The organism is Streptomyces sp. NPDC056734, from assembly GCF_042790455.1.
Classification (GTDB): domain Bacteria; phylum Actinomycetota; class Actinomycetes; order Streptomycetales; family Streptomycetaceae; genus Streptomyces.
Window position 1 is genome coordinate 58858 of the sequence record NZ_JBHTZD010000028.1, and the last position, 12419, is coordinate 71276.

Here is a 12419-nt window from a genome sequence, read left to right on the forward strand (position 1 = left end):
GGGGCGACGCGGCAGGCTCGTGCGCTGCACTGTGACCCCGCCCTTGGTCGGCCCGCGTGCGGGGTGAACGGGAACCTTCGTCGAGGAGGGCCCCGGGCGATGGGGTGCTGGGGTGGTGGGGGACCGGCCGGGCCCGGAAGTCGCCTGGCAGGGCCGCCGCCGACCGGTCAGCGGATTCGCGGGGTGTCCTCCGGGTGAACGGGGTGGCACTCAGGTGGCCGCTGGGTCCGGTGGCGGTACAGGAAGAGGGATGTCCAGCCACGACGAGCCGCCGCCTTCACCGCCCGCCCCCGTCCGGCACCCGGTGCCCGTGCCCGAGGGGCTGCGGGTCGCCGCCGCGTACGCGTGGCGCGTCGTGGTGGTGGTCGTCGTCATCCTCGGCGCCTTCTCCGTGCTGGGCCGCTTTCACCAGATCGCCCTCGCCGTGTTTCTGGCGCTGGTGGCCACGGCCGTGCTGCGGCCCACCGCCGGGCTGCTGGGCCGCAAGCTGCCCCGCGCGCTCGCGGTCGGGCTGACGATGATCGGGAGCATCGCCCTCATCTGCGGTGTGTTCGCGGTGGTCGGGCAGGTTGTCGCCGGGCAGGAGAGCACGCTGGCGCGGGACTTCCACACGGGCTTCGACCGGATCGTTCGCCTGCTGGAAGGGCCGCCGTTGCGGCTCTCCCCGCATGCCCTGACCGATTTCCAGTCCCAGTTCGGGCAACTGCTCTCGGCCCACCGCTCCGCCGTGGTGAGTACCGCACTCAGCGGCGCCGGGCGGGTGATCGAGGTGTTCACCGTGCTCGCGCTCGCCGTGTTCTGCTCCGTCTTCTTCATCCACTCCGGCGAGCGGTACTGGGGCTGGTTCTGCGCCGAGCTGCCGTCACGGTTCCGCGGCCGTACCGCCGTGGCAGGCCGGGCCGCGTGGCGGACCTTCACCGGATACACCCACGGCGTGCTGCTCGTCGCGACGGTCAACGCGATCCTCGTCGGCCTCGCGCTCACCCTGCTCGGTGTGCCCCTCGCGCTGCCGCTGGCTCTGCTGGAGTTCTTCGCCGCGTTCGTCCCGCTGATCGGCTCGCCGGTCGCCCTGGCCGTCGCCGCGGTGATCGCGCTTGCTTCCAAGGGACCGCTGATCGCGGGGGTCGTGGTGGTCCTCATCGTGGTCATCGGGCAGATCGAGGGGCACCTGCTGCACCCGCTGGTCATGAGCTGGGCGGTCCGGCTCCATCCCGTCGTGGTGGCGCTCGCCGTGGTCGGGGGCGCCATCACGGCCGGTGTGATCGGCGCGGTGGTCGCCGTTCCCCTGGTCGCCGTGGTCTGGTCGGTACGGCAGGCGCTCCGGGCGCCGGGCGAGGAGCCGGACAGCTCCGGTGCCCCTGGCTAGACGGCCAGGTACCCAGGGGTAGCCCGGGGAATTCTTGGGCGCGTCCATGGGCGGTCGGTCGTGGTGAGTACTTCTTGACGCTTGCCATTTGTCTGTTTATAGGGGTGAATGTCGTGGTACTCGGCTGGTGCAAGGGGCACCCGCCGCGGTGCGGGCGCCGATCACACGGTCCGGGAAGGGGCGTGGATCTCATGGCCAAGGACGAGAAGGTCCGGGCCAAAGCCGAACAGGTCAAGGGCAAGGTCAAGAAGGAGGCCGGCCGCGCCGTGGGCAACGAGAGGATGACGGCGAAAGGGCGCGTGAAGGAGTCCAAAGGCGACGCGCGGCAGGCCAAGGAGAAGGTGAAGGACGCCTTCGGGCACTGAGCGGCCAGGGCCGATCCTCGGTGTCTTCGGACGCCTCGGGTGGGTAGGTGGGGGGAGGGAGATCCGCTGGGCGACCGCCCAGCGGATCTCGACGGTTGTGGCAACCGATCTTGATGCCGATCTTGATGGATTCCTGAGCAGGGTGGGGGAGGTCCCGCTGGTCGCTGCCCGGTTCCGCCTCGATGCGTTCCAGCGTCGGGCGCGCCGAGCTTGTACGGCCATTCATCCGGGAGCCACGTCTCCGGAGGGGGTTGGGCCGGGGATTCCGCGTGGCTGGGTCCCCATGCCGGTCGTTCGTGATCCGGTCGTTCGTGATCCGTTCACCGGCCGTGGGTGAGATCGGAGTGGCCGAAAAGCAGGGCGTAGCCGGGTGGAAGCTGATGGATGACGCGGATGGTGAGTTCGGGGCCGGCGAGCTGGGCCACGGCACTCAGAACGGTGCCGACGTCCCACCGGGTGGTCGCCGGGCCGGCGGGTCTGCGGTCGGCCAGTTCCTTGACGAACTGCCAGCCGGACAGTGGGGTGGTGGCCGGTATCTGCGAGGTGAGGACGGTCGCGGCCTCGACGGGGAGGCGGGCGGCGAGTTCCACGCGCTCGTCGCCGACGAGCTGGTTCCCCAGCGCACCGAGTACGTGGCGCACCGCCTCCTCGGCGCGTTCGCGTGTGGGATAGGCGCCGTCGTGGCGGACCCGCTCCAGCAGGGCGGCGTAGGAGCCGGCCGCATCGTCGGGGTGGGCCGTGGTGGGAACGGGAGTCTCCATCGGTGAGGACATGGTCGTACGTTGCCCTTCTCTTCATTGCCCGCGTCCTGGGAGGAGGGCGGGCGGTGTGAGCGGTGCCGAAGCCGCACGATCTGTCGGCGCACGATGCCGGACGGGGCGTGGCGGAAGACGGCGAACGGGTGCCCTTCCTGCTGTGGCCCATGCTTCCTGCCGCTGCCTTCGTGCCTCCGCCTACCTGTGAGTGCCTGTCTCCGGCTGCTGCCGGACGGGGCGACGGAGTGGAGCCGGGGCGTCGGCCGGGAGTTTCCGGACGGTCACGCCCGTCCCCCACCTCCCGGTGCGGGGCGAGGATGCGCGCGACTGCCGGGCCGTGGTCGTCAGTCAGGCCGCGTCGGTGGCGATCTGATCGCGGAGCTGGGTGCAGCAGTGGGTGAGGATGCGGGAGATGTGCATCTGGGAGAGGCCCAGTTCCTCGCCGATGCGGCTCTGTGTCATACCGCGGTAGAAGCGCAGGTACAGGATGGTCCGCTCGCGTTCGGGGAGGCGGCTGAGGTACGGCCCGACGGCGAGCCGGTCCACGACGGCGTCGTAGCTGCTGTCGTCGTAGCCGAGCCGGTCGCCAAGGGTGGTGCTCTCGGTGCCGGGTGTGACGGCGTCGGTGGACAGGGCGGCGAAGCACTCCAGCGCCTCCAGTCCGTCGCGCACCTCGCCCTCGCTGAGGTGTGCGTGCTCGGCGATGGACCGGACGCTGGGCTCGTGGCCGGCGGAGGTCTGGGCCAGCTCCCTGCGGGAGCGGCGGACCTGATTGCGCAGGTCCTGGACACGGCGGGGGACATGGACATCCCACAGCGTGTCGCGGAAGTGGCGCTTGACCTCGCCGGTGATGGTGGGGATCGCGTACACCTCGAAGGCCCGCTCCTGTGCGGGGTCGTAGTGGTCGACGGCCTTGACGAGTCCGACGGCGGCGACCTGGCGCAGGTCCTCGGCGCGCTCGCCGCGTCCGCCGAACCGGCCCGCTATGCGGTCGGCCATGGGCAGCCAGTCGCAGACCAGCTCGTCCCGCAGTTCCTTGCGGTCGGGCCCCTCGGGGAGGGTGGCGAGCCTGGCGAAGCCGGCTGCGGTGTCGGGTGCGTCGTCGTGGGGATGCCGGTGTGCGGTCCTGCTGGGGGGCATGATGCGCCTCCGTGGAGAGTGCCGGTGGCTGGCACCGCGGGAGGGGGAGGCGTCCGGCGCGACGACGCGGCGTCACGCGTGGTCGACGCGAAACCGACCCACGGGTGTGCCTGCTGTCCGAAGCACCTACAGTCGGAGTTCCCGGTGTGACACAGGAAAAACATTTCCGGAAAAACTGATCGGGTGCGGGAGAGGTGTGAAGAGCCCCGGGCGGGTACGAAGAGCCACGGTCGGTGACCGTCACCGTGTGAAGCGCCCGGACCGGAACCCGTCATCGCGCTGGAAAGGGTCGCCAGGGTTGCTCGCCGGAATCACCAGGACCTGAATTACCGCCAGATGTTTTGCGCCTGACCGGACTTGCGAAACACTCTGCGCTATCCGGTAGACCGCCTGGCCTCACCGGGCCGGATACTGATTCCGGTATCCGCCCACTGATGGCGGAAGGGGACGGACAAGAGCACAGTGGGTGAAGGGCTTGCGCGCGAGCCGCATTGCTCCGATCTCTGTGAGGCAGAAATGACCATATCTCAGAGTGAGAAAACGGTGACAGACGGAAAGCGGGAGGAGAACGGTGGTCCCCGTGGCAAAACGACCATCGCGGACGGAGTCGTGTCCACAATTGCCGGTATCGCGATCCGCGAAACCGACGGGGTGTACTCGGTGGGACGCGGAGCGTCAAAGGCCCTTGGCGCCGTCACGGGCAAGATGCCGGGATCGTCCACCGCCGACCGCGCTGTGAAGGTCGAAGTGGGCCAGAAGCAGACCGCGATCGACGTCGAGATCGCCGTGGAGTACGGCATTCCCATCCACGACCTGTCCCACGACGTCCGCACCCATGTCACCGACGCGGTGGAGACCATGACCGGCCTGGAAGTGGTCGAGATCAATATCAATGTCTTCGACGTCCACACGCCCGAGGACGACGACACCGGCCCGGGGGAACAGGAGAGGGGCCGCGTCCAGTGAGCGGACGGCCGAACGCGCGCCGGCCGGTCAGGGCCGGGGCGTGTGGGCAGGGTGTCCGTGGGTACGCCGGGCCTGCTTCAGGTCTGCCTCGTGGAGGTGCCGGCGTCCCTGGGCCAGTTCCTCGCGGATTCGGGCCTCGACGGCGATGAACGGCCGGTAGTAGTGGGCGTTGTACGCCTCGATGATCTGGAACGTCCACTGGCCGGGGATGACGTTCCGTCCGACGATCTCGTGTGCGAGCAGGTCGGCCTGGGCGTGATGGCCCGCGGCGCGCAGTTGTTCCAGCGCCTGGTCCAGTTTCAGGTCCGCGCCGCCGGTCAGCTGATGGAAGGCGTAGAGGCTGCCCCGGGCCCGTTCCGTGGTTTCCAGAGCTTCGGAAAGGGTTCCCAATGCTCTCACCGTGGCGTCGCTGAGGCCATCGGGGCGGCGGTGTGACGGTTGACTCGGCTCCCTCTCGGCGGGTTTGCCGTTCATGGTCTTCTCCTGGGGCGTGGTGAGCCGGGCGGGACGGAGGGCCAGATCCGCTGTGCGGTGTGCGGTGTGCGGTGCGGCCGGGGCGCGGCACCAAGGCGTCGGCGCGAGCCGCGCTCGGCAGCCGACGGCCATGGACGGAACCCGCGCTCGCCGGATTCGGTCCGTCTGCCGACTCGCCACGGGTACCCGGTCCGGTCCGCCCTGTTGACCCGCTACGGGTACCCCGGTGGAGCGCCCCCGACCCACCCGACACGCCACGTGTGGGGTGGGCCGGTCCGACGGAGAGTCGGTCAGCGTCCGAGCCGCATCCGGCTGAGGGCGCTGACTCCGACGGCCGCGAGGCCGATCTGGATGAGCCACTCGACCCAGTCGACGCCGTCCGTGTCGGAGACGTCCAGGCCGCTGGCGAGGGCCGTGCCGATGAGCGCGGCGGCGATGCCGACCAGGATGGTCCACAGTATCCCGATGCGCTGGCGGCCCGGTACGACCAGTCGGCCGAGGACCCCGATGACGGTGCCGATGACGATGGCGCTGATGATGCCTGAGATCTCCATGGGCGTTGTGCCCTCCCTCCCTGTTGATGTCGTGCGACTACCCCTTCGGAGATGGACCAGTCACCGCCGCCGTGGAGTTGAGGGGCAGGGTGTGCCGAGATGGCTCCGGTCCGGGCCGGTCGAGCGAGGTGGTCGGTACGGGCAACTCCGTCGGGCAAGGAGCCGTGGCCGGTTGTTCCCCGCCGGTCCGGACTCGGGCGATCTCGAAGGAGGTCCGGGTGCAGGCCGTGTCCTGTCACGACGTCATCGGGAGCGTCACCGCACGGCAGATCCTCAGGTCCTCAGGGCCTCGGTCATGTCGTGCTGGGGCACGACGTGGGACACCTTGGCGAAGGAGTCGGGTAAGGGCCGGGTCCGGTTCGGGGACGATCACCGGGGCGGGCCGGTCGGCTACCAGTAGTGGCGCCGCCCGCCCACGGCATGTCCCAGCGCTCCCAGCGCCCACAGCACCACACCGATCCCGACCAGAACGATGCCGATGGTCCACAGAATGCCGATTCCGGCCACCAGGCCGATGATCAGGAGAATGATTCCGACGATGATCATGGTTGACTCCAGTCGGTGCGGGGCCGGAAGGGCCCGCCTCCAGAGTTCACCCATTTCGACGCCGGCACAAATGTCCGTTCGGGCCGGGTGGTTCTCCGCCACGGCTCCGGTGCTCAGCCCGCTGCTCGCCCCCGCTGTTTCGCCTCCGGTTTCTCCGGCCGTACCGGACCCGTACCGGACCCGTACCGGACGAAATGTTTCGCTCCGGGTTTTGCGACCACTCGATGCACGGAGAGGCCCCGCAGAACCCGGGCCCCGGGCCCCGGGCGACGGGGCAACCGGGCAAGCGGGCAACCGAGGAGGCACTGATGAGCACGGTGAGCAAGACGGTCGAGGTGGACGTTCCGCTGCGCATGGTCTACGACCAGTGGACCCAGTTCGAGACGTTCCCGAAGTTCATGGAGGGCGTCGAGGAGGTCACGCAGCTCGATGACCGGCACAACCACTGGACGACCCGAATCGGCGGTGTGCGGCGTGAGTTCGACACCGAGATCGTCGATCAGCTGCCGGACGAAAGGATCACCTGGCGGACGGTCGACGGCGACTCCCGGCAGCGTGGGTCCGTACGGTTCGAGCGGCTGGACGACACCCACACCCGGGTCGAACTCACCATGGACGTCGAGCCGTCCGGGATGGCGGAGAAGGGAGCGGACGCGCTCGGCATGATCGACCGACGGGTGAAGGGTGATCTGCGGCGCTTCAAGGAGTACGTGGAGAGCGGCGGGGACGCCGGTGGCTGGCGGGGCCGGATCCGGCCCGGTGACCCCGGCTCCGTCCTCTGAGCTCCGGCTCGGTCCCCTCAATGCCCTCTCCGAACGCCCTCCCTGTCCCGTGGTCACGGCGGCTCATGGGCCGGCCGTTTCTCACGCAGGCGGTCGAGGCGGCGGATGAGGGGGGCCGCGGTCGCCCCGTGCACGAGCACGGAGAGCGCCACGGCCGTGGCGGTGAGGGCCCAGAGCCGCTCCGGCGGTACACCGAACTCGTCCTGGCCGAGCGCGTAGGCGAGATAGAAGAGTGAGCCGATGCCCCGCAGCCCGAACGCCGCGGTGATCCATCGCTCCCGGGGGCCGGTGACGAAGCCGAGCTGGGCGATCCAGCCGGTGAGCGGGCGGATCACCAGGATGAGCAGAGCGGCGAGGAGTGCCTCGGGCCAGGTGAGGGTGGACAGGCCGCTGGTGACGAGGTAGCCGCCGAGAAGAAAGAGCAGGGCGGCGGTGAGGAGTCGTTCGATCTGCTCGGTGAACTCGTGCAGCACCGTGTGATAGCCGTGGCCGCGTTCGGCGGACCGTACCGTGCAGGCGGTGACGAAGACGGCGAGGAAGCCGTAGCCGTGGGCGAGTTCGGTGACCCCGTAGGCGAGGAAGGTGGCGGCGAGGGCGACAAAGCCCTCCCTGTGCTCGGAGAGCCGCAGCGAGGAGGCGCCCGTCCGGAAGAACACCCAGCCCAGCAGACGCCCCAGGGCCAGTCCGACGGCGACCCCGATGACCGCCTTGGCGACGACGTCGATGCCGAGCCAGCGTCCCCAGTCCACCGGGGACCACCCGCCCGCCGCGGCGAGTGCGACGGCCGCGAGGACGAAGGGGAAGGCCAGTCCGTCGTTGAGTCCTGCCTCGGCGGTGAGGGTGAAGCGGACCTCGTCCTCGTCGTCCTCGTCGCCGGTCGGCTCACCCACCCGCACCTCGGCGGCGAGGACGGGATCGGTCGGCGCGAGCAGCGCCCCGACGAGCAGGGCGGCGGCGATGGGCCAGTCCAGCAGGACCCAGGCGAGCGCGGCGGTCACCGCGACCGTCAAGGGCATGGTGACGCCGATCAGCCGCCAGGGCCCGGCCCAGGAACGCAGGCCGAAAGGGCGGTCGATGGCGAGGCCGGCGCCCATGAGCGAGACGATGACACAGATCTCGGTGAGGTGTTCGACCGGGACGCGGTCCGCCACCGGGTCCACCTCGGGTAGGGGCAACGGGCTGAGCGCGACGAGAGCGCCGACGGCCAGGAAGACCATAGGCATCGACAGCGGGCGCCGCTCCACGAGCCGGGGCAGGACCGCCGCAGCCAGTGCCCCCAGGCCGAGAGCGGTGTAGACCAGGTCGGACGTGGTCACTGTGCGGGCCCTTTCGATGGACCTGGAGGCGGCTTCCCGTCCCGCAGCCGGACCTGCCCGGCATGGGGCTCCCTGCGAGTCTGGTCGGTGAGCGGTGATCGGCTGTGACCGTGTCGCGCGTGTCGGTGCCCCGGTGCTGACGGGGAGAATTCGGCGCGGCGAACTGAATGGCGAGAGAACCGTCCGGGCAGCGGAAAATCCGGCCGACGGAGCACCGGATTCCCGACATGCGCTGTGACCGGACCCGGGACATGCATGGTGACCCGACCCCGGACATGCGTGGTGACCCGACCCCGGACATGCGTGGTGATGGCCGCTCATCAGCGGAGATGGCACAGGTGATTTCAGTGCAAGCCCGTCCGGTGCTCCGCCGCCCGCCGGGAGACGGTCCTGGAAAATCGGCTTCGCAGCCGATTCCCCAGGACACGGACCCGTATCTTGCGGCCCTTGCGACCCTTTCGGGCGGCTCCTCCGGCACATGGGCTGAACCAGAGAAGCCTGGCCGGACAGGCCCCCAGGGGATCGCCGCCTGACACCGGCCTGTGAACCGAGTTTCCCCTTTCGGCCGTTCCACTCCCACCCGTGTGGGTTCACGCTTGGCGGGCACTCGGGAGCGCAGGGGTAACGAACGGACGAAACGGGACTACGGAAGGGCAAGAGCCATGGGGCACGGCGGGAATGTGATCGACGAGCTGGTCACCGATCACCGGGAGGTCGAGCAGTACTTCACGGGTATCGAGGCACTGCCGCCCGGTACGGGGGGAGCGCAAGGTGTACGCCGATCAGGCCACCATCGAACTCGTCCGGCACTCGGTGGCCGAGGAGGCGTATCTCTATCCGGCCGTGCGCAAGCACATCGAGGGCGGGGACGCGCTGGCCGACCGGGAGATCGAGGATCACGCCTCCGCCGAACGGCTCATGAAGGAGCTGGAGAGGTACGGCGCCGGCGACACGGAGTTCGATCTGCTCGTGGGGCGGTTCATGGCCGAGGTGCGGGCGCACCTGCGCGACGAGGAGGAGAACCTCTTTCCCCGGTTGCGCGCGGTCTGCTCCGCCGATGTGCTCGACGCCCTGGGTGAGAAGATCCGCCGCGCGAAGCGGGTCGGGCCGACCCGCCCGCACCCCTCCGTACCCGATGAGCCCCCGGCGAACAAACTGCTCGCCCCCGGCGTCGGCCTGGTGGACCGGGCGCGGGACGCCCTGTCGGGGCGGGGACGCTTCGACTGACGCCGTCAGGGCCACCACCGCGTGACCGCTGCCGCGGTCGCGGTCGCCGTGAGACCGCTGCCGCGATCGGGGCCACTGCGAGACCGCTGCCACGATCTGGATGCCCCGCACCCGCAGCCGCCCGCGGCGGGTGCGACGCGCCCGGCCGGTTGAGGTGGCCCGCCGCATCGTCCGCCAAGGAGCACGCTGCCTCCCTGCCCCTCGGCGGCGGCGACAACCGGGCCGGAGCGGGAGGCAGGCCGATGGATCGGATGGATGCACGCGGACGGGTGGACGGATGGACGGGCTGATGCGCGAGCGGACCGATGCTCTGCTGTGCGGGCGGTCGAAGTGATGACCGGCAAGAACACCAAGGCCGGTGAGCGGGTGCGACGTAGGCGCGCGGACCGGCGTACCCGCCTGACCGTCGTGATCGCACTCGCCGCGAACCTGGTCATCGCCGTCGCCAAGACGGCCGGCGGTCTGGTCGCCTCCTCGCCCTCCCTGCTGTCCGAGGCGGCGCACTCGGTGGCCGACAGTCTCAACGAGGTCTTCCTGCTCACCGCGCTGCGCCGCAGCCGCCGTCCGCCCGACCGGAGGCATCCGTTCGGCTACGGCAAGGAACGATGGTTCTGGTCGCTGCTCGCCGCCGTCGGCATCTTCGTCATGGGCGGCTGCTTCTCCTTCTTCCAGGCGGCCGAGGCCCTGCGCAGCACCGCGACCCCCTCGGTGTCGCGCTACGCCGTCGGGCTCGCCGTCCTCGCGGTCGCGCTGCTCGCCGAGGGAACGTCGCTCGCGCGGGCGCTGTACCAGGCCCGCAGCCAGGGCGGGACGGCAAGTGACCCGGCGCACCGTACGGTCATCGCCGAGGACAGCGCGGCGGTGGTCGGGGTCGTGCTCGCCATGGCGGGCATGGGGCTGCACCTGGTCACCGGGAACCCGGTGTGGGAGGCGGCGGCGTCCCTGGCGATCGGACTGCTGCTCGTGTACGTCGCCTACCGGCTGGCCCGCGAGTCCCGCGACCAGCTCATCGGGGCCGCCATCGATCCCGAACTGCGCGCCGCGATGCGCCGGATGCTCGACGGGCAGCCGGAGATCGACAATGTCGCCGAGCTGCTCACCATGCGCCTCGGCCCCGACTCGGCGCTCGTCGCCGCCCGCATCGACCTCGTCCCCGGTCTGGACAGCGAGGAGGTCGAGACGGTCGCCGAACGCATCAAGGCAGCCGTGGCCGACCGCTGGCCCCAGGCCGACCAGGTCTTCCTCGACATCACTGAGGCACCCCCGCGCTCCGGGCGCTGAGGACATCTCCGGGACTCCGGCACGTGTGACGTCCCCCGTCCGTGGAACCCGCCGTCCACGAGGACCACGAGGACCACGAGGAAGACGAGGAAGATGAGGACAACACCCGCGCACGACACGACCACCCGCATCCCCACCCCGACGCCCGGCCACGCCCGTGCCCCCGCCCCGTTCGCCGACGGCACTCTCTCCCTCCTCCGCAAGGGCTACGGCTGGCTGCCCGACCTGCGCCGTCGCGCCGCCGAAGCCGAAGCGGTCCCGGTGCGGGTGCTCGGGCGACGAGGGGTGGCCCTGCACGGACGGCGCGCCGTGGAGTTCTTCTACGACGAACGCAACCTCCGGCGCACGGACGCCCTGCCCGGCCCGGTCCTGGACACCCTCTTCGGCCGGGGCGCCGTACACACCCTCGACGGGGAGCCGCATCGCGAGCGCAAGGCGCTGTTCATGGTGCTGCTGACGGACCCGGACCGGATCGGCGCCCTCGTGGAGCGGGTGGGCGAGGAGTGGGAGCGGGCCGAGGCCGAGTGGCCCGGCCGTGAGCCGGTGGTGCTCTTCGACGAGACGGCCCGGATCCTGACCCGCGCGGTGTACGGCTGGGCCGGAGTCCCGCTGCCGCCGGACGCGGTGGCGGACAACGCGCGGGATCTGGTGGCCATGGTGGACGGCTTCGCCACGCCGGGACCGCGCCGGACGCGGGCCCGGCGGGCCCGGCAGCGCCAGGAGCGGCGGCTCGCCGCGCTGATCGAGGAACTCCGCTCCGCGGGCGCCCCGTCCGGCCAGGCGACCCTGGCGCAGGCCATGGCCGCCTATTGCGACGCCGGCAGCGGTCAGCCCGACCCTCGTACCGTCGCCGTCGAGTTGCTGAACGTGCTGCGGCCCGTTGTCGCGGTCGCCTGGTTCCTCACCTTCGCCGCGCACGCCCTCCACCGCTGGCCCCAGCACCGCGCCCCGCTCGCCGGTGAAACCCACGGCGGAATCGCCGACGCCACCGCCGACGCGACGGCCGAAGACCCGGACCACAACATGGACGACTACGCCCGCGCCTTCGCCCAGGAGATCCGCCGGTTCTACCCCTTTGTCCCCTTCCTCGGCGGCCTCGCCGCCCGGGACACCCAGTGGCAGGACACGCCACTCCGCGAAGGGGACCTGGTCCTGCTGGACGTGTACGGGCTCCACCACGACCCGGTGTGGTGGCCGGAGCCGTACGCCTTCGACCCCGACCGTTTCGCCCCCGGCGGGTCCGCCCGCCCCGACGTGCTGATACCGCAGGGCGGCGGCGATCCGGCCACCGGCCACCGCTGCCCCGGCGAGGACATCACCCTCGCCCTGCTGACCGCCCTCCTGCCTCGGCTCGCCCGGCTGCGGCACACCCTGCCCGCCCAGGACCTCTCGATCCCGCTGCGGCGGATGCCGACCCGGCCGCGCGACGGCTATGTCATGACCGGCATGCACCGGCGCGTGGCGCTGAGCGAGCAGCACCACCGGGGCGGGTAGTTTCATGCGGGTCGACGCGCTTTCGGGCCGATGGCCTTCCTGGTGACTGGCCACGCAGCGCCAGTGAATCGCCACACACGCTGCACGCCGTCGGCGGCCCGGCCGACGCCACACCGCCGCACTGGTCCCCGGCCGGCACCGCCCTCGGGCTGC

At 70.8% G+C, this 12419-nt stretch carries 12 protein-coding genes and 1 pseudogene; 7 read left to right on the forward strand and 6 right to left on the reverse strand.

Annotation, left to right across the window (positions count from 1 at the left end; all coding sequences use genetic code 11):
* Positions 1-250 precede the first annotated feature (250 nt).
* Both ACFRFC_RS32590 and ACFRFC_RS32595 read left to right on the forward strand, forming a co-directional pair.
* Positions 251-1366: an AI-2E family transporter gene (locus tag ACFRFC_RS32590; RefSeq protein ID WP_382691618.1), complete on the forward strand. Its 1116-nt coding sequence runs from the start codon at positions 251-253 to the stop codon at positions 1364-1366.
* Between the two features lie 191 nt (positions 1367-1557).
* Complete coding sequence (locus tag ACFRFC_RS32595) at positions 1558-1731, forward strand: CsbD family protein (protein ID WP_382691616.1); 174 nt, start codon at positions 1558-1560, stop codon at positions 1729-1731.
* A 320-nt stretch (positions 1732-2051) separates the two neighbouring features.
* On the opposite strand, the gene ACFRFC_RS32600 is transcribed toward ACFRFC_RS32595, so the two are convergent.
* Together ACFRFC_RS32600 and ACFRFC_RS32605 are read right to left on the reverse strand one after the other, a co-directional pair.
* Positions 2052-2492: a DUF2267 domain-containing protein gene (locus tag ACFRFC_RS32600; RefSeq protein WP_382691725.1), complete on the reverse strand. Its 441-nt coding sequence runs from the start codon at positions 2490-2492 to the stop codon at positions 2052-2054.
* A 342-nt stretch (positions 2493-2834) separates the two neighbouring features.
* Entirely contained in the window at positions 2835-3626 is a 792-nt protein-coding gene (locus ACFRFC_RS32605) for a SigB/SigF/SigG family RNA polymerase sigma factor (protein ID WP_382691614.1), read from the reverse strand.
* A 516-nt stretch (positions 3627-4142) separates the two neighbouring features.
* On the opposite strand from ACFRFC_RS32605, the gene ACFRFC_RS32610 reads away from it, so the two are divergent.
* The gene (locus ACFRFC_RS32610; RefSeq protein WP_382691724.1) at positions 4143-4592 is read left to right on the forward strand and encodes an Asp23/Gls24 family envelope stress response protein; all 450 of its coding nucleotides are present in this window, start codon (positions 4143-4145) and stop codon (positions 4590-4592) included.
* A gap of 27 nt (positions 4593-4619) precedes the next feature.
* Here ACFRFC_RS32610 and ACFRFC_RS32615 read toward each other — a convergent pair whose 3' ends face one another.
* From ACFRFC_RS32615 to ACFRFC_RS32625, 3 genes are all read right to left on the reverse strand, one after another.
* Complete coding sequence (locus ACFRFC_RS32615; protein ID WP_382691612.1) at positions 4620-5066, reverse strand: hypothetical protein; 447 nt, start codon at positions 5064-5066, stop codon at positions 4620-4622.
* A 290-nt stretch (positions 5067-5356) separates the two neighbouring features.
* A complete protein-coding gene (locus tag ACFRFC_RS32620; RefSeq protein ID WP_382691610.1) occupies positions 5357-5620 on the reverse strand; it encodes a GlsB/YeaQ/YmgE family stress response membrane protein in 264 nt (87 codons plus the stop codon).
* Positions 5621-6010: 390 nt separating this feature from the next.
* On the reverse strand, positions 6011-6166 hold the full coding sequence (locus ACFRFC_RS32625) for a hypothetical protein (RefSeq protein WP_382691608.1): 156 nt from the start codon (positions 6164-6166) through the stop codon (positions 6011-6013).
* 308 nt (positions 6167-6474) lie between these two features.
* Between ACFRFC_RS32625 and ACFRFC_RS32630 the strand changes: the two genes are divergently transcribed.
* On the forward strand, positions 6475-6948 hold the full coding sequence (locus ACFRFC_RS32630) for an SRPBCC family protein (protein ID WP_382691606.1): 474 nt from the start codon (positions 6475-6477) through the stop codon (positions 6946-6948).
* Between the two features lie 53 nt (positions 6949-7001).
* Here ACFRFC_RS32630 and ACFRFC_RS32635 read toward each other — a convergent pair whose 3' ends face one another.
* On the reverse strand, positions 7002-8264 hold the full coding sequence (locus tag ACFRFC_RS32635) for a cation:proton antiporter (RefSeq protein ID WP_382691604.1): 1263 nt from the start codon (positions 8262-8264) through the stop codon (positions 7002-7004).
* Positions 8265-8926: 662 nt separating this feature from the next.
* Between ACFRFC_RS32635 and ACFRFC_RS32640 the strand changes: the two are divergent.
* The 3 genes and pseudogenes from ACFRFC_RS32640 (at position 8927) to ACFRFC_RS32650 (ending at position 12266) form a co-directional block, all read left to right on the forward strand.
* Positions 8927-9491, forward strand: a pseudogene (locus ACFRFC_RS32640) (hemerythrin domain-containing protein).
* A gap of 333 nt (positions 9492-9824) precedes the next feature.
* Positions 9825-10772, forward strand: a complete 948-nt coding sequence (locus tag ACFRFC_RS32645) for a cation diffusion facilitator family transporter (RefSeq protein WP_382691602.1) — start codon at positions 9825-9827, stop codon at positions 10770-10772.
* 93 nt (positions 10773-10865) lie between these two features.
* Complete coding sequence (locus ACFRFC_RS32650) at positions 10866-12266, forward strand: cytochrome P450 (RefSeq protein WP_382691600.1); 1401 nt, start codon at positions 10866-10868, stop codon at positions 12264-12266.
* The last annotated feature ends 153 nt before the right edge of the window (positions 12267-12419 follow it).